The following is a 22,536-nucleotide window of genomic DNA, read 5'->3' as shown; positions in this document are numbered from 1 at the left end:
TGGTTATTGGCGGGAACCTGCCGGGATATTCGCGGTCTAGACTATTGTAAAGCGGGAAAAAACGCGTTTTAGCAGGGGGAACGGTGAAGCAATGCGCTTATGGACTGTCATCGACTGCAACAGCCGAAAAGTACCTGACATTATAGAAATCCTTGAAACGCTGGGTATCACGGCGGAGTGCGTCCAGCTTGAACAGGCGAATGAGCACGACTTCAGCTCTCAGTCAGAAGCGGTCGTCATATCCGGTGGCCCGCGCCTGTTCACTGATTCAGCCATTCATCAGACACTTCTTGAGCAATTTACCTTCATCGACCATCTCACAATGCCGGTTTTTGGCATTTGCCTGGGGCACCAGGCAATCGCACTGCGTCATGGTGCGACTGTCTATCGGGGCGAGGAGCGTCGTCAGTATGAAACGGTTGAATTACTGGATAGGCAGCATCCTTTCCTTACGGGTCTTGAGGCGAGCACCTGTTTTGCTGCTGATCACTGTGAGGGAGTGACCTTGCCGAAAAATTTCCGACTATTGGGAAAGTCTTCTCACTACGGCGTTGAAATTATGGCCTGTCCTGCCGACAGGCAGTTTGGTGTGCAGTTTCATCCGGAAATATCCGGCATGCCGGGGGATATCCTGTTTCGAAATTTTGCCGAACGGGTCAAGGTATTTCATCGTCAGACACTTTGATGAATGGGGTGCTTGCTAAGCTGAAAAGAGACGTTTCTTCAGGGACATCGGGGTGACAATGAGTATCAAAGGTGTTGGAACCGGTAATTCATCCAGTTACAAAGAGTCTGCAGTGACGGCCAAGCCTTCCACCGGGGAAGGCAGCAGTAAAGGGTATGCGGTTAAATCTTCTGATGGTACCAGTCAGTTGGCCGATAAAGGCGGAAAATCGGGAGGACAGTCCCCGGATTTGAGTAGCAGGCAAATCAAACAATTGTTAAATACCCTGTTTAAATCCCGCGGCAAGGAACCGGACGCCCAGTTCTATAAAAGCATTCAGACGATTCTTCCCGGTGCAGATAAAAAAACCATCAACCTGTTCCTGGTTAGCCATAAACTGGCCAGCAAAGGCGATCAGGATGATTCCGTTGTTCTCAAAAGCCTCTCCAACCGTCAGGTGAAAACCAATATCAAGCTGACCAAAATGGAAATGGGACACTATGATCTGAAGGCGGCTTCCAGCGCCATGGCCAAGTATATCTCCCAGATTGAAGAAAAGGAGCTGGGTCATAAGAAACACAAGAAAGCGGTGACGGATAAAGTCGAAAAAGCCAAGGCTAAAATGCAGAAGGAACGGACAGGTCGTGCAGCGCCCGGCTCTTTTCATGCGGCGCTGAAAAAGCGCGCTTCCGACGCAACGACGGCAATCGCCAGTAAGGATTGTTTACTGACCATCGACAGTTACCGAATGAGTGGCAAGAGTTCAAAGAAACGTAAAACCAAAAAGCTGAGAGAGGATGACGGTCAGCAGTCATCTGATCATCGTGATGAATAATTTACTGAAATGGAATCGCTTGTAAGAATTCGGCCCTATCAAGAAACTCTTACTGTTTAAATTGGTTATGAATAGATAGCTGAGAACTTTTTTTATTCCTCGTGTCTTATCTGTATCAGGATTTTATTTATCTCAATTTAATAGCATTGTTCATAGGGTACGATTTTGCTCACACCTGCAACAGGATCCCAACCAATTACGCCCGGTACCATTCCCCCTTCACCCGTAGCGGGTACTCAGAATGTAAAAAAGGTGACCCCCCAACAGCGACCCGGGCAAGCGGGGGGAGGATTTTGTGCGTGTTTATGGCGTTGTATTGTCAGGGTTTTTCACTTTTGCTGTTGCTGCAGCTGTATTCGAACAGTTGCCCCCAGGGCTGGTAACCTGATTGCGCAACCGCAACCGCAACCGCAACCGCAACCGCAACCGCAACCGCAACCGCAACCGCAACCGCAACCGCAACCGCAACCGCAACCGCAACCGCCTCCTCCAGCTGCTGTAGCTTCTTCAGTAGCACTGGCTTCGCCAAAGGATGATAGGAATATACAAGAATACGAAGATCATAAAGCTAATGGTCGAGTGAAAGAACTCTATATGAGGATTGTTTCAGATCAAAATTATCGACGTGATTATTTAAGCCATAAACCTGATGTAGAAGAATTCGGGAAATCAGATCAATTGTGTTATAACCCTTTGAATCTAATGATGTGTGCTTGCGATCGGGCGGGACATTTAACGAGAAGAAAAATATTAGAAGATCAGATTGTTGATTATGTTTGCAAAAATATTACTGAAAGTGATAAAGGGAAAATAGTCAGTTTACTTGAGTTTGGTTGTGGTGGATTATTGCAAACATGGTTTACTATTGGGCGATTAATAGAGAAAGGATATAAAAGTTTCGAAGTATTATTGGTTGAGCCTTGTGATATTTCAAGTCAGGTGAAAGCGTTCTGTGATTTTTATAAAGAAATACCGGGGGTCATGATTAAAGTGAGAAAGGCAGATGGTATTGCTTCTGTGACAGCAGGAAATTTTTTTCCCCATGTTATATCTGCTATCGATTTTGATGCGATAGACTCATTAGATGATAAGGCTTCAGATCGTGCGTTAATGGATTTTAATCAGTTAATAGAAAGGTATAAAGATATTAAGCCGTTATTTGTTTTTGGAACTCCATATAATGACTTTAGATTTTTGGAGGGCTCAATTGAACGAGTGAGATGCGGGCATCAGTGGGAAGGTTTTTTGAGATATCTGCAATTATATGTTGGGAGAATAAAGAAAGACCTTCCATGCAGGATTTATGTGTGTGATAAGTACCATTTCATATTAATGGATATAATACGGTATCTTCAGGCGCAGGGTATTACCGACTATAGAATTTATTATCGTTATTGTGATCGGATTTTAAAGGTAGGAGATGATGGCGACCTATCGGGTAAGCAAGATGAGTCTAAAATTAAGGAAGCTAATGAGCGCTATCAAAATATTAAAACATTATTTAACCTGATGTTTCCCAATATTAATATTGATTTTGTGACTGAGGCTGATTTGGGGAAGGCTCATTTTTGTTATGGTGTGAATATACCTGATCATTTCAAAGTCACCCCTGAACGAATTATTCAGTTGCAGCCGGGTGGTGGCTTTAAACCAATAACTAAATCCGCAACTTCTAAATAGTAACCTGTTTTAGATACTGGTTTAGTGGTTTCTGGAAAATAATGTCTGTAAGACTAACTCGTAATCGCGTAGTTTCAGGATGTGTTTTTCTCCTGTTGGCTCAGGCATCTGTTATAAATAACGTTACCAATGCAAGTCTGTACACCTTTTCACGTCTCAAGTAATGGTTAAAGTTACCCTTAATCAACTCCTGTTTTAGCGGATGCCCAAATCACGTAGTGGAGGAATTATCCACACTTATAAAAAAGGAAGGCAGTAATGCGCTGGAGGTACGACGTATGGCTCATATCTTGTAGATCCGACAATAGAATCAAAGCGCTTACCAGTGAGCCGGACATTCGTTTTTGTCTGTTGGCTCGTTGACGAAAAGCGTCGGTTGTGGGCAGGCTGATGTACAAAACTCTATAGCGACTTTCTCTTTATCCAGCTCATAGTGGCCAATGGTGGTAACCCCATCAGCAAGAAACGTATTATTGAGCCATTGCTGAAAAAAAACAGAACCATTGGATCTTGCTGCTTCCATAACACGCTGATAATAGCCCTCTCTGGGGAGTAATCGATCTGACGTGTATTGACTGGGTGTTGGTGAACTCAGAATGTACGCGAAACTATAGCTTTCTGCCCGTTGGTCAGGTGCAACATTTTGATTTGAGTCCACCCAATCCTGAACAATAACAGGTTTCAGGTCATAGCCAACTTCCCTGGACAGCAGGGCTGGTATTTCATCCAGGGGAATATCCAGCAAAACACCAAGAGCAATATCCTGGGTATCTCCTGTGACAACGGTATTCAACATCGCAATAGCATAAGGGACTTCCGGTTCTCCCCAGTGTGGCGTAGCAGTGTATGGAACGGATCGGTTATAAATCGTTTTGACACCGTAAGCTTTAGCCAGCTTCCTGGTCTTCAATGTATCTGGATGCAATGTTCTACTGGCAGACATACAATCCATTAAACTGCCATAAACAAATAGATTGATGGATTGTTTACCCTGCGATGCAAGCAGTGACGGTAAATAGTCGTAGGGATATTGATAGGTTGGCAGATCAGGCAGGCTTTTAGTGAAAGTATCATAATCATCATCCGCAAATGCAATTGTCCGGGATTGTGCAAGTCCATCTGCTGGAATCGATTCAACAGGTAAGGCATCAGACAATACCGGCCCGCATAAAATGAGTAGTGTCAGGAATAGGGATCGATATTTTGCGAAATACGTTTTCATGTTTGTCATTTTCATGAGGACTCCGTTTTTACATTTGATTCTAATTATCTGTTCAATTTGTTTAGACAATTATTGTTGGCAGGGTTCATTAGTAATTAAAGATATTTGTTTTAATTGGTTTCAGTTATTTTTTAAAGTTATATGCGGGTTTATGCCAGTTGTACGTTTGTCGGACTCCTGTAATCGAATCATGAATATTTCACTCATTACGATGAACTAATCGGCTATGAAAATGTCTATTAGTCCTGTGTATTAAAAAATAGTAATTTTTACGAGGATGTTCTGCCATGAAATCAATAAGGATTGCGTTGTTTGCTCTCTATAGCTTCTCTGTTGTAACAGCTAATGCTGTACCATTAGTCAGTGATGATGTTGTTTTTGAAAAAGATCATTCAGTGATTGCGGAAATATTAAATACCAGCCTGCAATGGGTTGAAAACATGATGGTCGATCGTCAGGGCAACCAGGCTGATTCAAATATGACGACATTAGGATTGCATCAGAATGTCAAGAATACCGCGTGTTATCTTGTGTCTCCAACGTCGGGCTTGACTGAAGCGGCTTGTACAGAGACCTCTCGAAACCTGGAAGCGTATGTGGCGGAACACAGCCAAAAAGTTGATATTCCAGAGCATACTGAAATAACCGCTGACTGGTTAAAAGATATCAGTGATGTTGGCGGGGATGAGAATATTCTCGGAGACAATGTCATGCTGTCTGTCGACAGTGAAAATACAACGATCACTGTACCGGTTGTGGAGGCTGATGACGAAGCACTTCTCTATTATGGCGCAACCCTGGTTGATGCCGGCAGTAATGTCATTTTTCCCAATGACAGCTATCCAGTCTGGAAAATGCAACTTGGGAATGATTATGTGGATAATTACCTGATGACGGATCAGGGAAAAGGGTTTTATCTTGAATACCATCGTGACCGTCCTCACTGGCATCAGCCTCTCTCAGAGGATGCGGGTGGGTTTTATCTGCTGGCCAGAGAGGCCGGTATCAATGAGGCTGGTAAGGTGGTTTATCACCTGACGGGTTTCAGCATTCCTCATGGTAAAGCGGTTTATACCCGTATGGGCGCCATTCATGCCGACCCTGCGCTGACGGGCAGTGTATGGGCTGTGGGTTACAGTGACTCTGGTGATTTTTCTACCGCCCTGGTGCGCAACCGTGATGGGCTGATGATACGCTTTGCGCCTTCACCGTAACGTGGTTTGAGCCGACTGACCGGCACAAATAACTCACCTGTTTCAAGGGAACATGCGTTCCCTTTTTCCCTTCATGGCAGAGGGTTTTTCCGTTAAGGAATCCGTAAGGATTGCGCCTGTTTTTCAGCATGTCGAAAAAAACATCACCACGGGGCATGAAAACAGGGTTAAGCGGTTTGTGTATGAACTTTTTCCGTATCCCTCGGCAATTCGGATTTTTTTGATCTGAACAGGCAGTATCGTTTCAGGATAATAGTTATGGAAAATCTTGGTATTAGAGAGGCTGCTTCAAAATCGGCATCTGCTATACCTGCCGTTGATGATGGCACGCAAAAAAAACGTCGCCATGCATTCGGGGGAGCAGAGATGGCGAGTTATATGACTATTGTTTCAGCGCCCAATCGTTGTAAGTATTTAGTCAATATGAATCAGCCAGAATTCGATTTTACTGAGCAATGGCGTCATCGCTCCCTGAATTTGAGAATGTGCGCTTGCTCTCAGGCTGGAAACATGGTTCGAAGAAGACTGCTGGAAGATGCGATTGTTAAACATGCCGACAATAGTGACAGAAGCAGAGCGTTCAATTTACTGGATTTTGGTTGTGGGGGCTTGTTACAAACATGGTTCACTATTGGACGTCTTATAGAAGTAGGGTATACAACATTTAATGTTGTCTTGATTGAGCCGGATGAAATATCGGATCTATTAGAATCATTCAAACGCTTTTATGAAAATATGCCGGAGATTACCGTTACGGTGCACGAAGCCGTGGGTAGTATTCAATCCTTATCGGAAAGTGGTTTTTGTCCTGATGTTGTATCGTTGTTCGATTTTCCTGCGCTGGATATTAGATGTGATGACGCTTCCGATAAAGCGATAAAGGATGTTGCCCGGTTAATTGAAAGGTTCAAAGACAGTAATTCATTCTTTGCGTTTGGAACATACTATGATGATTTCACATTGTTTAATCGCTCGGTCGATTTTATCGCAGCCGGTAATCGATGGGGTGATGCCCCTGAATTACTGGATTTGTGTGTGGGGGATATACTGCATGACTGCAGAATTTATGTCTTTGGCCAATATAATTTTTTATTGATAATAATAAAACACCTATGTGGCAAAGGTATCAACAATTACCTGGTTTACTATCATGAATATTACAAGGAATTCATAAAGGCGGCGAATGACGGTTTATCAGATGAGGAATGCGCATCAATGGCTAAAGTGGCTGATGATCGTTCCAGGAATCTTCAGAAATTATTGAGTTTGATCTTTCCTGATATAAACATTGTTTTTGTCAATGAAGATGGTTTGGGTAAGGCGGATATCTGTTATGGCATGCATATACCTGAACATATCAAAATAAGGCCGAAAAATATTTTCAAATTACAGCCGGGTGAGAAGTGTGCTCTCCTTCGGAACACTGAAGCGTTTAAAGAATGACTGTTTTTTTTGATGTGCTGATTCTTGTCAGGCGCCAATTCCTGTAAAGGGAGTCTGTACCCTTTCCCCTGTCCGTTAAGGAACCGTTAAGGTTTCTATCAACATACTGCGCCCGTTTTTCAACATAGACCAAGTAGATAGCAATCTGGGGGCAGGTAATGTTTAAACCGTTTACAGCAAGCGTTCTGACTGCGGCCTGTATAGCCGCTTCTTCTTCAGCCATGGCCGGTGACTGGTTTGCCGGCGCCGCCATCGGTACTGTCAAGCAAGACATCTCGGTTAAGGAAAATGGTGAAAAAGCCACTTACCCAAGCGATCAAGATGTTGCCGGCAAACTGGATAATCCTGGTTTTGGGGCGCTGAGGCTTGGGCAATATTTGAACGAAAATATTCGCGTTTATGCGACTCTCGGTGCCGGGGGCGTAGAAGCCAGTGAACGAGGTTCTGTGGCAATAAACAACAATGGTTCGCCGGCAGTTGTGGACTATAAGGAAACCGACCGCATAGACAACCGCGAATTAAGTTTCTCTGCTGATTATATGGACAATCTGTTTGGTCTGGAGACAACCCACTATTTCGTCGGTGGAACGCTGGGCATGAACCAGATGGAAGCGGAGTTTAAGGGGACTTATCAAGGACCCAATGTTGCACCGTTGGAGAAGCAATCCAGGAAAGACAACGCCTTGATGTACGGTATTCAGCTGGGTCTGATTCAAGAAATCGGTGATCATTTTTCTGCAGAGTTGGGCTATCGCTATACCAGGATGAACAATTCAGTGAAATTTAACATCGACGGTGATCAGTATAAGTTCAAACTGAAAGACCAGAAGCTCTCTTACCTGGCCATTAACTACCACTTCTGATAGCGGTGAGTTGTCGTATCGAATCAGGTCGTTTAACCGCTTGACATCAAACGACAGGATTGTAGTGGAGATGAGCCGTGGTTCCGGGCTCAATCAGCTGCCATAGAATAGCTGATGCCAGTTCTGCTCTATCTCCCTTTTCGCTCCCCCCAACATAGACAAACTTTCCAGGGTGACACCATGAAAAAATTATTCGTTATGCTGTCGGTGACGTTGCTGTTTGCCGGCTGTGCCAAACTGACGACGCAAACCCGTTATACCGAAACGGGACGTGAGATCCTGATCGGCCAGTTCCCACCTGAACCTGTATCGGAGTGCCGAATGCTTCACAATGAAACGCTTGAACAGAGCCTGCTGCAGCGTTACACCGATACCGGTGCTCTCCTCGGTTTCTATGCGGATTCGGAACAGACGCTGTCGATTGCCGAAGCCAGGGGCGCTAATTATGTTCACATCTATATTCCGCCCAAGAAGCTGCTGTTCGGCATTATCGATTTGAACTACAACGACAAGCCCCGGGCAACCTACTATACCTGCAAGCAGATGCCGTTCCGTTAAACCCGGTGTGGATCCCGATTATCTTGAGCTGTTGATCGCCGGAGCCGGATCATGAATGTACTTATTGTCGAAGATGAAGAGCTGTTGCTGCACCATTTGCGCTATCAGCTGGAAAATGATGGGCACAGCACGCTCGGCGCCACGGATGGTGAGATAGGCCGGTACTACCTGCTGAATTACCATCCGGATGTCGCCATCATCGACCTTGGCCTGCCCGGCATCAGCGGCCTGGATTTGATCCGACAGGTTCGGGTTCAGGGGAATGCCATGCCGATCCTGGTTCTGACGGCAAGGGGTAACTGGCGTGACAAGGTCGATGGCCTCAATGCCGGTGCTGATGACTACCTGGTCAAGCCGTTTGAGCTGGAGGAATTGAAAGCCCGTTTGAATGCGCTGGTCCGGCGTTCGGCAGGCTTCTCCCAGCCGGTGATTGAGGTCGGGCCGTTCAGCATTGACAGTCTGACCAAGACGTTTTTGGTCAGCAACGAACCGGTGTCCCTGACGGCCTATGAGTATGTTCTGATGGAATACATGATGCGTAATCACCAAAAGGTGTTATCGCGCACGATCCTGGAAGACCAGATCTACGGCAATAACCACGGGGCGGACAGCAACGTACTGGAAGTGTTGATCAACCGGCTGCGAAAGAAACTGGAAAAACACGCGGGTGTGAATCCGATTGTCACGGTGCGCGGCCAGGGGTACCGGTTTGACCTGCCATGGCATTGATTGAATCCCTCAAAGGCCGCATGACGCTGGCTGTGGCGTTGCTGTTATTGCTGTTTTTGGGCTTGGTGCTGGCCGCGGTGCTCAGTTCGTTCAATCGAACGCTGGATAAAGCCGCCAGGGAACAGCTGGCAGCCAATGCCAACGCCATGTTGGCTGCAGCAGCCCGTGAAGAACATGGCCAACTGATCATGCCGGATACGCTGACGGATCATCGTTTTAATACCCCCGGTGAAAAGCTGCGTGGTTATATTTATGACGAAGATGGCAAGCTGGTCTGGCAGTCCATTTCGACCATGGGGAAGAGCCTCCCTTATGCACCGGATTTCAACCTGGAAAAACGGGTCACCTTCAACATACTGACGCTGGAAGGTGAGGATTTCCTGGTCTACGAAATTGATGTCCCGGTGGGGCAGGATTCCCTCGGGTATAGCTTTGTGACCGTCGTACCCGCCCAGAGCTATTTCGATATTATCAGTGTTTTTGAAAATCACCTGTTGTTCTGGATGGGGCTGGTGTCGCTGGTGATCCTGGTCACGTTCTGGCTGGCGCTCGGGTGGTCGCTCAAGCCGTTTCGGCGTGTCATTGCGCAGATCCGTGAGATTGAATCGGGCGACCGTGAACAGCTGGATGGCTATTTTCCTTCAGAAGTCCGGTGTCTGACCGGTAGCATCAATACCTTGCTGATATCGGAAAAGACCCAGAGGGAGCGATATCGCACATCGATGGATGATCTTGCCCACAGCCTGAAAACGCCACTGGTGGTGTTGCAGACCCTGGGCAACACGCTGGATATCCAGAAAAAACGCCCGGACTGCCATGAACTGCAGGATTTGCGGCAGACCATGATGCAGCAGATTCACCGGATGAACCAGATCATCGGCTACCAGCTGCACCGTGCCGTGACCGGTCGACAGGGGCTGACGCGCAAGGCGGTTCAGATTCGTCCCCTGGCCGAGGATCTTTGCCGTACGCTGGATAAGGTACACAAGGATAAGCACGTTAATTTTCAGATAAACCTGGATGCCGCCTGTCTGTTTTATGGTGATGAGAATGATTGTCTCGAGATCCTTGGCAACCTGCTCGAAAATGCGTTCAAGTTTTGTGTCCAGCGTGTCCGCATCGGGGGATATGTGAAGCCTGTGGATGAGCGAACAGGTCAATCCGGCAATCTGGTCCTGGTCGTTGAAGATGACGGTGCAGGATTGGCTGATGATCAACGGGCACGGGTATTAAAGCGGGGAGTCAGGGCAGATTGCCTGGGCCCCGGGCAGGGCATCGGGCTGGCTGTTGTGCTGGATCTGGTGGAAAGCTACGACGGCAAACTGGTGATTGATACGTCGGACCTGGGAGGCGCTCTGTTCCGTCTGGTATTACCCTGAGCATGTTATGGCTGATACTCTCTTTTGGGGAATACCAACGCTTGCCAGTGACATTTTGTTGGTAGTGTCGTTAGCTGCTTAGCGGCATTGGACGGGTATTTGAAGAAGTTCTGACCAGTCGCTTTCCCACCCCTTATTATGGCCAGCGTTAGTGTTCATATAGCGTGAAAGACAATTCTTTGGCTGAAAGAATGACGCGTAATGGTCGTAGACCGCCGGGGTAATGACGCGGTCTTTACCACCGATAAAATGCAGTTGCGGTATGGTGGCCAGTTGACCGGAAAAGTCGACAGGATTAAGGCTGTCAGGCATGGGGCTGACTTTATGAAAGGCATTGACGAATGCCGGATCCAGATTACCCGCAATCGTTCTGACAGAGAGCACATCATCCCGCCTGGCGGCAAGCAGCAAGGCAAGCGTTCCTCCACCGGAGAAACCAATCAACTCAATGTTTTGATAGGGGCCTTTTGTTTTGAGCTGATCCAGTGCGTCGTTCAGTGTATCTACCATCGGCTGGCTGTACCTGAGGCTGGTCCAGACCGGAATTTTGCAGTTTTCGCTCCACACAAACTGGCAGGGGCGGGCAAGATAAACACGGTCTGGAAAGTTATCCTGGTGCATTAACGCTGCGAGTAACAGGTTATGGGGGGTCGGGTCCAGGGAAGGTCGGCGCCGACTGGCCCAGGCATGACCATCGCCTTCAAGGTATATACGCAGGGTTTTTTGCTTGCCATCGATAACTTGCAGCGTCTGCAACTTGAATAATCCGGTTTCAATAACCCCGGCACTGTAACCTGGCTGCAAGGCAAGGTTCGAAAACATGTGGCGGCTGTCTGTGATGTGGGAGCAACCTGCGAGGAACAGGGCAAGAAAGGATGTAATAACGCGCAATGGGAGCAACCGTTAACGGGGCTTGAGATTGTATGTTAAATGAATTTTTGTTTGTTTTTAAGTTTGTATGGTTTTTTCAGTGTGGACTCTTCTGGTGTTGCTCCAGTCTGTCTTTATCGAGAAAAAGTTGATCGCAATAGCAGCATTGTAATATTTCCAAATCTTGCGCTGTCTTGGATGTTCTTGTTTCTGTAGCTATTGCTTGAGGTGGCGGGGTATTAGAAGACTCTTGAGTTAAAATCCATGGTGGTGATAAAGGTGTAATGAACGGAGTTTCTGGAGGGTTCTGCAAGGGTGTTTCCACAGCTTGAGGTGTCTGTAAGGTGGTATTGTCTGGTAATGGTGTTGGAGTGGCTGTTGCTGTTGGATCGGGTTGGGGAAATATTTCTAATTGGCTTAAATCAGTCGGTGTCGGTGTCGGTGCGGATGGCTGTTGATCCGGGGACGATTCATCGGTATTGGAATCCTCAGTGCTTTCTGGCTTACGACTTGCCACCATCATGACAGTGTTAGTATTTTCTGATCCATTCTGTTCAGGAATGTGGATAAGCGTCGATGGCGGTGATGACGATGCAGGCTGCTCGGTTCCTACAGGTTCGGTTTGCACCGAATCGGTCTCTGGAGATTGTGGAATGTCTTGTTTTTCCGATGGTTCGGGCTGTCCCGTGGACATTTGATCTTGTGCTTCCGGTGGCGATGAAGTAACTATGATGTCGCTAGTCGTTGGAGCAGTAGCAATACCTGAGATTCTGGCAGATTGTGATAATATATCACCACTAACTTGCGACGTTGTAATAGCAGGAGGAATTGTATTTCCGGGAATAAACAATGTCCCGACTGGTTGTAATAAAATTGGTATTGGCGTCAATGTTGCTGGAAGTATTTGGAGGTAGGTTCTGGTTATCGGCATAGTATTCGCAGGTTCATTGGTTTTCTGGGTGGATTCTTTTACGACACGTTGTTTTTTTCTGCTCGGTCCTGGCTGTTCTGTATCCTCGTCACCACTTGGGTTCTGGTTCCTGGTGGAGACCGGATCTGGATGTTCAATGTGTTCAGTTAATTGACCGGTCTCATCAGGCCATGCGATAGTTATGGCATTCCATTCGTCGTCGTTGATTTGTTCACAGGCATGCTTAAGCGCATTTAATGCCGTATGGACATTGTTTAACAACGCAGGCTGTTGGCATAACGTTTCATTGGAGAACACCGTCATTTGATCAATAAATTCATCTTTTACTTCCTGTAATTTTATTGTCTTCGGGAGATGCATGCCTTTTATGGTGAAATATTTAGTGAGTGTCTTGATGTGGGTGTAATGCTTGTAGTAATCCGAAAGACTTTTCGGCAGGGCATTCAGGTTGCTGTTATTTAATTCTTTTTGTATCGTGAAAGGGATATTTTCAAGTGTTGATTGTGTTATCGTATCGGACAATAAATTCATTCTTTTTGTGATATTGGTATCTCTTTGTTGTTTAAGGTTATCCATTATGAATTTCAGCTGGCGCCCGTTTATGATATCTATTCTGTCATTCAGTGCTGTAAGTAATTCTTTTTTTTCTGTTTTTTCTAGCAGGTCAGCGATTTCTTCCCTGATATGATTTTGTTTTTCTTTGATGATTTCTTTTTGTGGGTTATCTATTTTGCATATTCTATGATCCAGCCAGATTTTATCATCCGCTTCAAATGTTTTGTCATGAATGCTGTTGTTATAAATGTCGTAGAGTGGATGTTTTTGGTAGTCATAACCGTCATTAATTCTCATAGTGTTAAACCTTCACATTAATGGTTGTCTGAAAGTAAAAGGGCTGCTGCCTCCCATACCCTGTCATGTCATTATTGGCTGCTCTTTTCATACGACTCGGTTGTGCAAGTCGATGGTGAAGATCCGGCGTCCCGTGTAGTGCTTGTCCTGAAAGGTATTTCTGTATCCGTATTTTGGCTTTCCGGGTCGCCTGGGTTTGTTGCCAGACTGGCTGGTTCGTACATGACATAGGGTGAAAAAGTTATCGAAGCGGGTGTTGGAGCCACAGAGGAACCTGGGGTGTTATACACCAGCTGGGGTGTCATTAAAGCTTGATATGAAGACTGTGGTGTTGATGTCGCGATGATGGCTGTTTCTTGTTGAGAAAATTTGCTCCCTTCCCCCGTTATATGTGTTAGTTCCTCTTCGGCGGAGGATTTTGAGTCAGAAGCTGAGCTTTGGGAAGAGGGAGAATCAGGGCGAATCAGTGTAGGCGGTTGCGATACTGGGGTAGCGGCACTTGTCTGTTCATAAGTACAGGTCTGTGGTGGACTTGAAACAGAGGGGAATTCTTGCACTGCCTGTATGGAAGTGGATGTATCACATCTTTGTTGTGATGAAACCGCGTGTGTTTCGGGCGCAATCATGCTTTCTACGTTTGAGGTTGTTAGAGGTGTAAAAACAGGCGTTGTTTCGAATGAAGTAGTCCTTGGCTGTCCGGTGGTTATAAGCTGTATTTCTTGCGGTGCTATCGTACCATGTCGGATCTGTGAAATTGGTGTCGTGGAGATGGGTGTTCCTTGTTGAGACATTTTTTCAGGCGTAAGGGTTTCCTCTATTTGTATAAATTCCTTTTCGCCGGAGGCTGGTTGTTCAGGAGACGAACTTTGGTAAGAGGGAGCGACTGTGGTGACAGTTGCTGGAATGTCTGTGCCACCACCATGGGTTATTGCTGGATGAAGGGGCACTGCTGGCATCGTTGATATGTTGACTGCATGAGCCTGTTGTGATGAAGCTGCAGAATAAATTGAGGGTATTTGAGGCGTTAATACAGGAATTGGAAGAGTAACCACCATACCAGGGTTACTTGTCAGAAGAGGGGTCGCTATTTGTTGTCGCTGCGCGGACGGTTGTCCAATTGGGTTACTGGAAATATATGGGAAATCAGGTTGTGGAGCAGACGGTTGACTACGTATTGGCATGTTGGCGTAAAGCGTTGGATTCGCTCCAGCTGTTGGCTTGGGCGCTATTAAGGCCAACTTGGGCGGAGTCTTTTTTGATTTTTTGGGGGGAGGAGGTGCAGGAGGTGCTTTTATTTCAGCGAACTTTCGTCCAGAGTCATATCTAATAGTTATTGCATTCCATTGATTTTCCGAAATTTTTTTGCATGTTGCTCTCAACGCATATAATGCAGCGTGGGTTTTGCTAAATAATTCAATGGATTGATTAAGTGCCTCTAAGGTGAATGCTTTAATCTGATATATAAATTCACTTTCAAGCCCTTCTTTTTTTATTTTATTTGGAAGATCCATTCCTTCGATGATGAGATATTTGGTTAGCATGTCGAACTGGGTGTAACTCTGTAGATATTTCTCAATGCTTCCTGGTAGAGAATTTATTCCGGCTGCAATTATTTGTTGCCTTAAATTAAATGGGGTTTCCATGATGTTTTTTTTTGCTATGGTTTTATCTAGTTTATTGGCTCTATCCTTTATTATTTTAATCTTTTCTTTTTTCAAAGCTTGGTTTAATTTCATCAGACTGGCACCGGTAATGGTTGTTGTAGTGATTTGTTTTAATGACCTGTCGTCTTTTAGGTTTGTAGAGCTTATCAGAATAGTGATTTCATTTTTTAATGATGTCTGAAGAGTTTCTACGGTTTCATTGTTTGGTTTAGTTAGTTTGGTTATTTTTCTATTATTAAGCCAAACTTCATCATCTTTTCTGAATTTGTTTTCTTTGATGCTTTTATCAAGGATAACCGTGAAAGGGTGGTCTTGGTAAAAATGCAGTGCATCTCGCATTCTCATGCTATATACCTCATGCGCACAGATTAAAGTTTACAATACGCTACGACTTCAATTGACACCTGCGGCAGCAGTAAAGTTTCTGGTAGAGGGGATATTGACAGCGTTTTACGTATAAAAGTTTATCTCGTTGACCGCACGGGATGTGCATCGGGTTCATGACAGTGTGTGTTGGCCATTGACTATGTTGTTACGTCGAAAGAGATAACATACTCTCTGGCGTCAAGAGTCTTTTGTGTAAGGAACCCCGTGACCATAACCATCATCGCGGAAAAGCGTGACCAGGCGCAGCAGATTGCGACGGCCATGGGCTGGCGGATGCAGAAGGAGCTGGCGACCGGTACCCTGGAGGGGCAGCCGGTGATGCTGGTGTGGGCGTCTGGCCATCTGCTGGAAATCCGCGAACCCCAGGAGCTGAAGCCCGATGCGTCCTGGAACAATCCCGCCACCCTGTTGCCTATTCCCAGGCAGTTTGACATGCGTCTCACACATCGCAGTGGTCGGGGCAAGACACCGGCGCAATATTACAAAATCATTCGGGATCAGCTCCGGCAGGCCAGCGAAGTGATTGTCAGCACCGACCCTGACCGGGAAGGCACCGCCATTGCCTGGCACCTGCTGGAGGCCTGTCGCTATCGAGGTCCGGTACGGCACGCCTGGCTGGTGGACGGGCTTGACCGGCAGGCGGTGCGTAATACGTTTTCCCGGCTGAAAGGTGGTGATGAAATGAAGTCCTGGTTCCGGGCATCAGAGGCCAGGGCGAGGGCTGACTGGAGCTACCAGTTCGCCGTACGGGCGCTGACCTTCTATGCCCGGGGAGGCGCCATGGGGCCAAACCTGGGGCAGGGGGGCGGTCGGGAATCGGTGGTTTCGGTCGGACGGGTGCAGACACCTACGCTGGCGCTGGTCGTGGAGCGGTGCCGTGAGATTCGTCACTTTGTGCCGAAGGATCATTTTCTTATTAACGGTCATTTTACGGCTTCTGACCTGTTGATCGAGGCCCGTTACAACCCTCCTGTCACAGCTGACATCATTGATGCTGCACCGGATGGCGTGTCCTGGGAACCCAGTCGGCGCATTGCCAAAGAAGGCGACCCGGAACCACTGGATATCCCTTTATTCACCGGTGAACAGGAAGTGCAGGCGTTCAGACAACGGCTGTTGAAAGCCGGTGATCAGGCGACAGTTATCCACAATCGAGAGCGTAACAGTCAGCGGAATCCCCCGTTGCCCTGTGACCTGGCGGAGTTTCAGGCAGAGATGCACCGGGCCTGTGGCATGACGGCGGCTTCTGCACAGAAAGTGCTGGAAAAACTTTATAACGATGGTCTGGTCACCTATCCCAGAACCGAGCATGCGGAGCTACCTGATTCACTGTATGCGCCCGATGAGCGCAATCCCGTGCTTGATCACCTGACACAGATACCGGAATTTGCCCGGCAGGCACAGACTGCCCGTGATATACACGACGGAAATCATCAACACTATCCCGCCAGAAAGCCCGCCTGTTTCACCAGTAAGCCGATGGAGCACTATGGCATTATTCCTACCCGTAAATCAGCTAATCTGTCGTCCATGAACCGTGAGGCGCAGATGGCTTACCGGATAGTGGCGCGACGTTATCTACAGGCGCTTTGGCCAGCGGCCAGCCTGCGGGAGCAAAAACTGGCGTTCCAGGTTCCCGTGACGGATCTTCTGGGTCATCCGGCAAGCCGTTTCACTACGTCGCGTACTGAGGTCGTTGATCCGGGCTGGATGCAGGCGTTTCCCCGTCAGAACGACAATGATGAAGATGCGGCTGAACGCTACCAGGCGATTCTCCCGGTACAACAGGGCATGCTGGCACCGTTGAAGCGGGTCGATATTGTGACGCGGACGACCCGACCGCCAGCGTATTACACCGACCGGACACTGATTAAGGCGATGAAAACGGTTGGCCGTTTTGTCAAAGATCCGAAGTTGCGGCGGATTCTGCGTGAGAGTGCCGGCATCGGTACGCCGGCGACACGAAGCACCATCCTTGAGACGTTACTGGCTCGAAAGTTCATTGTACGCAAGGGCAGCCGTCTTGAGTCGACGGCCAGTGGTGAATCGCTGGTGGACTGGTTACCGGCGTGGATGACCAGCGCAGAGACGACCGCTGTCTGGGAAGATTACCTGACCCGGGTCTGTGAATTGCGACATGATGACAACCTTGCCTGTGAAAAGCGGGATCGGTTTGTTTACCGGCAGATTGATCGGCTGGAAAGCTGGTTGCAGGAATTGCAGGGTTCACTGGCGGATAAAGTCAGTGTCCAGGGGCGGACGCGTTTTTCGGGCAGTGGCACGCCGACGCCGAAAATGCTGGCTTATGCACGCAGCATCAGCCGGCAGGCGGGTGTGCCGTTACCCGATAATGCGCTGACGGATCGACAGGCCTGCAGTACGTTCATTGATGCCCATCAGGCCCAGGCGTCACAGAACCGCGCACCGACACCTAAAATGCTCGGACTTGCCCGAAAACTGGCACAGGAACGGCAATTGAATGTGCCGGACGATATTGCCTCAAACTTTGAAGCATGCCGGGCCTTTATCGACAGTCAGCTGGGTAGTCGTCAGCAGCCGTCTTCTGGCAAGAAACAGCGTCAGGCAACCCGACCTCGGCAGGCGACAAGACGACAGGGTGGTTAAGCGGTGGCGGATAAAACAATCGTGCTGGCAGGTGGCGGTCATGCTCATGCGTTACTGCTACATAACCTTATCAGGAAGCCTTTGCCCGGTGCACAGATAGTGATGGTGTCGCCGGATCGCTATACACCGTATTCCGGTATGTTACCGGGAATGATTGCCGGGCAGTACCAGCCGAACGAGATGCATATAAACCTGGCGGAGTTGTGTCGTCTGGCAGGCTGTGAGTTTGTGCAGGGACATGCCGTCAGGCTTGATGCTGACAAGGCCATCCTCAGTATCGATGGCGGCCGTGGTTTTCATTATGACTGGTTATCCATCAACACCGGTTCATTACCCCAGGGTCCTGTGGGTTTCGGCCAGTCTGACCGGGGCATGACGGTGATAGGGGTGAAACCCGTCAAGCAATTCCTGTCATGGCTGGAAGATCTTGAAGTTCAGCTGCCGGTCTTACCGTCTTTTTCGCTTGGGGTGCTGGGGCTGGGGGCTGCCGGTACCGAAGTGGCGCTGGCACTGGAACAGCGTCTCAGCCAGCGGTTCCCCGGGGTTTCCATTCACCTTGTGGGTGCCGGTGGCTTGTTGTCCGGGTATCCCCTGACCCTGCAACAGCATATGCGTGAGCAACTTGCCGCTCGAATGATCCGGCTACATGAAAACTTTCAGGCGTCCCTGGTTCCGGGGGGATTGCAAAACGGGCAGGGTAAAACAGTATTCCTGAATGCTGTGGTGTTGTGTACATCGGCGCGGCCGGATGGCTGGTTGCAGGGCAGTGGTCTTACACAGGATGAACAGGGTTTCATCCTGGTGGACAGCGCCCTGCAATCACTCAGTCATCCGAACGTATTTGCTGCCGGTGATATGGCAACCCTGTCATACCGGCCGCATCCTAAATCCGGTGTTTATGCGGTTCGCCATGCTGCGGTGCTGGAAACCAATCTGCGACACCTGCTGATGGGTAAACGCGTCATCGCGTATAAACCACAGCATCAGTCACTGTCACTGCTTAACACGGCGGATGGACGCGCTGTCGGGTCACGGGGAAATGCTACGGTGGCCGGGCGCTGGGTCTGGCACTGGAAGCGCTGGCTTGACCACCGTTTTATGAAACAGTTTCCCCGTGGGTTTCAGCGATAACCTGGTTATTGATGTTTTTCGATGCTGATGTCCTGATGATTTTTTTCATCGGGTTTTATGGCCAGAATCGAACAGTCGACACCGGCAAAGACGTTCTCTGCCGTATTGCCCACGACAAAGGCGGCCAGCCCGGTTCTGCCAGCCGTGCCCATGATCACCAGGTCTGCCCTGATGGACGCCGCCAGTTTCTGAATTTCATGGGAGGCACGGCCTCGCTCCAGGTGACATTGCGCCGTGTCACCCATGCCGTTGGTGGTGACCAGGGTGTTGAGACGATCCCGGTTGGTCGTTTCCGTTTCCTTTAACAGGTCATTGACCTGCTCGCGGGACATATTGATGAACGGACCCTGGAGGCGATCTTCACCATAGAGATCCCAGACATGCAGCACATGCAGGCTGGCTTTTTCCTGCAGGGCCAGGTGGTCAGCGCAGGCCAGCAGTTTCCGGTTAAGGGCGATTTGTTCCGGTGTATCGGTACTGGTGTCGAGGGCGACCAGAATGACCGGTTCCTGTGCCGTTTGTTCGCTGTCTTTATCCTGCATCATCCAGACCGGGCAGGGGCAGCGACGTAAAAGATTCAGGTCATTGCCTGTTAGTTGTCGTCTGTTAAACACCCCGCTGGGTTCTGCCAGTTTGACGACCAGGTCATACTTTTCCGTTTCCACCAGGTGGATTATTTCGTGGAACGGCTGGCCACAGATCTGCCGGGTGGTGACCGAAATACCGGCATCCATGGCGGGCTGGGCGATGGCCAGCAGGTGTTCATCCCAGAAGGACTGAAAATCATCCCGTGCGAGCAGTGGATTTTCAAACCAGGCAGGCTGAACAATACTCACAAAGGTCAGTTCCGCCTGGTTATCGGCTGCCAGTGTTATGGCCTGCGCAAGTTCCGCCTTGCTGGTATGGGCATTGGTGATGGCGACCAGAATCTTTCTGAATTCCTGCATTCGGTTCTCCTCCCCGTTTATTCTCATGGTAGTGATTGCATCACTGTTACGGTTTGACGGGCATCAATGACCGGAATACTGGCTTGGTGCCGGATTGCTTTCTGATAATATTCAGTGATCGGGTTGTTTACCGATAGTACAGGGAACGGGGATGTTCGTCAGTGGAGAAGTTGTATGTCGTTTTATCGCTGGCAGGGTAAGGACCTTGTGATTGCCTGCCATCTGCAGCCCCGGGCCAGCAGGGATGAGTTTGCCGGATTGCATGGTGATAGCCTGAAAGTTCGTATCAAGGCGCCGCCGGTTGAAGGCAAGGCGAATGCTTACCTGGTGAAATTCCTGGCCAAATGCTTTGGCGTGCCTCGCCGGAATGTTGAAATTGTTGGTGGTGAACTGAGTCGGGAAAAACGTATCCGGATTAGCGCACCGACTATCCTGCCTGGGGTGCTGGGTATTGAAGCTGGCGAATAATGCCAGAACCTGTTGTACTATTTATGAACAGTGCGGTTTTATGGATATCGCAGCAAGATAACGGAATACGACGCTGAAATGGATAGCTCGATGATTGAAACCCAAATACCCTATATCGCTATTGTCGTTTGCATCGCGCTGTTGGCCACCCTGGCGGTGGCTGTCGCTTCGCGCATGCGCAGGGACACTGGCGTACATGTTCGCAAGCCCTTCTTTGATGGGTCGGAACGCTCTTTCTATGGCCTGCTGGACGTGGCAGTCAGGGAGCATTTCTGCCTGTTTCGTAATCCTTCCCTTGATGAAGTGCTCTTTACGGATGAGCAGCAACGCCCGATGTCTGCACGCCTCCGTAAAGCCCGGATTGACATTTTGTTGTGCGAACGTCGTTCGCTAGCGCCGCGTTGTGCGATTCTGCTTGCGGACCGAAGTACCAAGAAGGGACGTCGGCGGATTGACAATATGCGGGTCTGGTTTGACAAGGCTGGCCTGCCGCTGCTGGTCTACGAGACGGGTGGCATGCTGGACGTTCGCACGTTACGGGAAGATGTTTACATAGCGACGGGTATAGAGCATGGACATCAGGGCAGTGAGGTGATCGGCTCTGCTTCCGTACGCAAGGCGATCAATGAACAGCCACAGCGGCCGGAAACCCGGATTTGCGGGAAGTGCGGTGGCGGCATGGCGCGTCACACATTAAAGCAGGGTAAGCATGCCGGGCGGGAAGCCTGGATCTGCAGCAGTTATCCTGAGTGCCGTACGGCAGTTATGATCCCCGGTAAAATATCCGGCTAGATGCCTAAGGCAGTTTCCTGGTATTCAGGAACTGCCTTCTCTTTTCTTCCTCTAAAACTGTCGGCAATCCTGCTTCAAATGGGTGCTGGTTCTCGTGACTCGTACCGGGGGAACTCAGTTGGTCAGACAGGCTTTCCCGTTTTGTCAGGTAGACTAAACGCTGCCTCCTTGCGATTTCTGGCTGCCTCTTCGTTTGAAGCGGCGGAGCTGGCGCTGGCGGTTTATCGTCAGGCACCGGAGCCGTATGGCGACTTTCATCGACGTCTCATATTGAAACCCGTAGCGCATACCCGTCGTTCAATTCAGGCAACACCGGCATTCGTCATCGTTATAAAGTCAGCAGGCTGGTTATGCTGATGGTGATTCTTAACGGTTTGAGAGCAGCGTGTTTTCCTTTATACGTCTATCGACGTAAGGGTTGCGTTTGCCGGTAATCTGGCCAATCCGCTTGTCCCGTTCTTCTTCCCATGCAGACACGGGCCAGGTACGGTCCCATGCTTCGTAGAGTTTGCGATCCTGTTGGCTCAGTCGCAGTTTGTATTCTTCGGCCATATACAGGTAAATCCTGGCGATCATCCCCCGTGTTGCCGGCGGTGGTTCGGCTTTTCTTGCTTTGAAATCGACCTTGAAGGCGCACTGGCCATATTGTCCCCGGGTTTGGGGTAGAAGGCTGAAGCGGTAATTGGAACGATCACCATTGATCTCACCGATGGCCGGCACCAGGTTGTGCAGGTCTGCCTCCATTACCCGGAATTGCTGGCTTTTCTTTGTGCAATTCTTGCGTCCCCCCTGTTGCCAGCATTGCAGCTGGTGGCCGAAGTTCCAGGCAGGAACCACATGTTCCCATTCCACGCGTGATGCGCGCCTTTCCTGCTTGCGAATCTGGTAGCCACAGGCGTTGAGGTCCGGTATCAACTTTTTGCCCTGTTGGTATTGCGGGCAGCCGCAGTAGAACGTGAACGGATTGTCTTCGTATAACCTGGCTGCCACTTTTTTTGCCTGACTAAACGTCTGTGGTGTCTTAATGGCATTGTTGACGTAGGCATGGGCAGGATGCGCCAGCAATGTCAGTAATAATATTGCGAATAATGAATGTCGCATTATTTAACGTCTTATGTCTTATAAATAAGGCGGTATTTTTCCATTACCCCCTATCTAATAAAAGACATTTGACGTTATTAATAGCGTGAAGAACAGGCTGTCTGATAATAACAATCGGGTACAACCATTGCGGTTATACGCCAGGAAACGCTCCGTGATGAACCGATAGGCTCAGGAAGTC

At 48.7% G+C, this 22,536-nt stretch carries 22 protein-coding genes; 14 read left to right on the top strand and 8 right to left on the bottom strand.

Annotation, left to right across the window (positions count from 1 at the left end):
• Positions 1 to 91: 91 nt before the first annotated feature.
• Positions 92 to 685, top strand: a complete 594-nt coding sequence (locus tag AC27K1_RS19025; RefSeq protein WP_487152379.1) for a glutamine amidotransferase-related protein — start codon at positions 92 to 94, stop codon at positions 683 to 685.
• 58 nt (positions 686 to 743) lie between these two features.
• Complete coding sequence (locus AC27K1_RS19020) at positions 744 to 1,499, top strand: hypothetical protein (RefSeq protein ID WP_487152378.1); 756 nt, start codon at positions 744 to 746, stop codon at positions 1,497 to 1,499.
• Positions 1,500 to 1,818: 319 nt separating this feature from the next.
• On the opposite strand, the gene AC27K1_RS19015 is transcribed toward AC27K1_RS19020, so the two are convergent.
• Entirely contained in the window at positions 1,819 to 2,016 is a 198-nt protein-coding gene (locus AC27K1_RS19015) for a hypothetical protein (protein ID WP_487152377.1), read from the bottom strand.
• A gap of 62 nt (positions 2,017 to 2,078) precedes the next feature.
• On the opposite strand from AC27K1_RS19015, the gene AC27K1_RS19010 reads away from it, so the two are divergent.
• Positions 2,079 to 3,179: a hypothetical protein gene (locus tag AC27K1_RS19010; RefSeq protein ID WP_487152376.1), complete on the top strand. Its 1,101-nt coding sequence runs from the start codon at positions 2,079 to 2,081 to the stop codon at positions 3,177 to 3,179.
• 319 nt (positions 3,180 to 3,498) lie between these two features.
• Here the strand turns inward: AC27K1_RS19010 and AC27K1_RS19005 are convergent, their stop codons facing one another.
• Positions 3,499 to 4,416 (bottom strand): hypothetical protein, encoded by a 918-nt coding sequence (locus tag AC27K1_RS19005; RefSeq protein ID WP_487152375.1) that lies wholly within the window; start codon positions 4,414 to 4,416, stop codon positions 3,499 to 3,501.
• A 272-nt stretch (positions 4,417 to 4,688) separates the two neighbouring features.
• Between AC27K1_RS19005 and AC27K1_RS19000 the strand changes: the two genes are divergently transcribed.
• A complete protein-coding gene (locus AC27K1_RS19000) occupies positions 4,689 to 5,615 on the top strand; it encodes a hypothetical protein (RefSeq protein WP_487152374.1) in 927 nt (308 codons plus the stop codon).
• Positions 5,616 to 5,873: 258 nt separating this feature from the next.
• Positions 5,874 to 7,058 (top strand): hypothetical protein, encoded by a 1,185-nt coding sequence (locus tag AC27K1_RS18995; protein ID WP_487152373.1) that lies wholly within the window; start codon positions 5,874 to 5,876, stop codon positions 7,056 to 7,058.
• On the opposite strand, the gene AC27K1_RS18990 is transcribed toward AC27K1_RS18995, so the two are convergent.
• Positions 7,048 to 7,281 (bottom strand): hypothetical protein, encoded by a 234-nt coding sequence (locus AC27K1_RS18990; protein ID WP_487152372.1) that lies wholly within the window; start codon positions 7,279 to 7,281, stop codon positions 7,048 to 7,050. The two genes, AC27K1_RS18995 and AC27K1_RS18990, sit on opposite strands and share 11 nt — an antisense overlap.
• Between AC27K1_RS18990 and AC27K1_RS18985 the strand changes: the two genes are divergently transcribed.
• The 4 genes from AC27K1_RS18985 (at position 7,280) to AC27K1_RS18970 (ending at position 10,587) form a co-directional block, all read left to right on the top strand.
• Entirely contained in the window at positions 7,280 to 7,921 is a 642-nt protein-coding gene (locus AC27K1_RS18985; protein WP_487152371.1) for a hypothetical protein, read from the top strand. The genes AC27K1_RS18990 and AC27K1_RS18985 overlap by 2 nt on opposite strands.
• Positions 7,922 to 8,101: 180 nt before the next feature.
• Positions 8,102 to 8,479, top strand: a complete 378-nt coding sequence (locus AC27K1_RS18980; RefSeq protein WP_487152370.1) for a hypothetical protein — start codon at positions 8,102 to 8,104, stop codon at positions 8,477 to 8,479.
• Positions 8,480 to 8,530: 51 nt separating this feature from the next.
• The gene (locus AC27K1_RS18975) at positions 8,531 to 9,208 is read left to right on the top strand and encodes a response regulator (RefSeq protein WP_487152369.1); all 678 of its coding nucleotides are present in this window, start codon (positions 8,531 to 8,533) and stop codon (positions 9,206 to 9,208) included.
• On the top strand, positions 9,199 to 10,587 hold the full coding sequence (locus tag AC27K1_RS18970) for an ATP-binding protein (protein ID WP_487152368.1): 1,389 nt from the start codon (positions 9,199 to 9,201) through the stop codon (positions 10,585 to 10,587). The genes AC27K1_RS18975 and AC27K1_RS18970 overlap by 10 nt, the downstream gene beginning before the upstream one ends.
• A gap of 78 nt (positions 10,588 to 10,665) precedes the next feature.
• Here AC27K1_RS18970 and AC27K1_RS18965 read toward each other — a convergent pair whose 3' ends face one another.
• The 3 genes from AC27K1_RS18965 to AC27K1_RS18955 form a co-directional block, all read right to left on the bottom strand.
• Positions 10,666 to 11,409: an alpha/beta fold hydrolase gene (locus AC27K1_RS18965; RefSeq protein ID WP_487152367.1), complete on the bottom strand. Its 744-nt coding sequence runs from the start codon at positions 11,407 to 11,409 to the stop codon at positions 10,666 to 10,668.
• Between the two features lie 145 nt (positions 11,410 to 11,554).
• On the bottom strand, positions 11,555 to 13,240 hold the full coding sequence (locus tag AC27K1_RS18960; protein WP_487152366.1) for a hypothetical protein: 1,686 nt from the start codon (positions 13,238 to 13,240) through the stop codon (positions 11,555 to 11,557).
• A gap of 71 nt (positions 13,241 to 13,311) precedes the next feature.
• Complete coding sequence (locus AC27K1_RS18955; RefSeq protein WP_487152365.1) at positions 13,312 to 15,243, bottom strand: DUF5585 domain-containing protein; 1,932 nt, start codon at positions 15,241 to 15,243, stop codon at positions 13,312 to 13,314.
• Between the two features lie 252 nt (positions 15,244 to 15,495).
• On the opposite strand from AC27K1_RS18955, the gene AC27K1_RS18950 reads away from it, so the two are divergent.
• Positions 15,496 to 17,916, top strand: coding sequence for a DNA topoisomerase (locus tag AC27K1_RS18950; protein WP_487152364.1), 2,421 nt, complete (start codon positions 15,496 to 15,498; stop codon positions 17,914 to 17,916).
• A 3-nt stretch (positions 17,917 to 17,919) separates the two neighbouring features.
• Entirely contained in the window at positions 17,920 to 19,047 is a 1,128-nt protein-coding gene (locus AC27K1_RS18945; RefSeq protein WP_487152362.1) for an FAD-dependent oxidoreductase, read from the top strand.
• Between the two features lie 5 nt (positions 19,048 to 19,052).
• On the opposite strand, the gene AC27K1_RS18940 is transcribed toward AC27K1_RS18945, so the two are convergent.
• The gene (locus AC27K1_RS18940; protein ID WP_487152361.1) at positions 19,053 to 19,994 is read right to left on the bottom strand and encodes a universal stress protein; all 942 of its coding nucleotides are present in this window, start codon (positions 19,992 to 19,994) and stop codon (positions 19,053 to 19,055) included.
• Positions 19,995 to 20,168: 174 nt separating this feature from the next.
• Between AC27K1_RS18940 and AC27K1_RS18935 the strand changes: the two genes are divergently transcribed.
• The 3 genes from AC27K1_RS18935 to AC27K1_RS18925 all read left to right on the top strand — a co-directional run bounded on the left by AC27K1_RS18935 (position 20,169) and on the right by AC27K1_RS18925 (position 21,611).
• Positions 20,169 to 20,462: a DUF167 family protein gene (locus tag AC27K1_RS18935; RefSeq protein ID WP_487152360.1), complete on the top strand. Its 294-nt coding sequence runs from the start codon at positions 20,169 to 20,171 to the stop codon at positions 20,460 to 20,462.
• A 90-nt stretch (positions 20,463 to 20,552) separates the two neighbouring features.
• On the top strand, positions 20,553 to 21,254 hold the full coding sequence (locus tag AC27K1_RS18930; RefSeq protein WP_487152359.1) for a DUF2726 domain-containing protein: 702 nt from the start codon (positions 20,553 to 20,555) through the stop codon (positions 21,252 to 21,254).
• 168 nt (positions 21,255 to 21,422) lie between these two features.
• On the top strand, positions 21,423 to 21,611 hold the full coding sequence (locus tag AC27K1_RS18925) for a hypothetical protein (RefSeq protein WP_487152358.1): 189 nt from the start codon (positions 21,423 to 21,425) through the stop codon (positions 21,609 to 21,611).
• A 9-nt stretch (positions 21,612 to 21,620) separates the two neighbouring features.
• Here the strand turns inward: AC27K1_RS18925 and AC27K1_RS18920 are convergent, their stop codons facing one another.
• Entirely contained in the window at positions 21,621 to 22,355 is a 735-nt protein-coding gene (locus tag AC27K1_RS18920) for an endonuclease (RefSeq protein WP_487152357.1), read from the bottom strand.
• Positions 22,356 to 22,536: the final 181 nt, after the last annotated feature.

Source organism: Kistimonas ophiarachnellae (assembly GCF_057552235.1).
The sequence above is the reverse complement of the archived record's forward strand: the minus strand, read 5'-3'. Positions and strand labels throughout refer to the sequence as shown.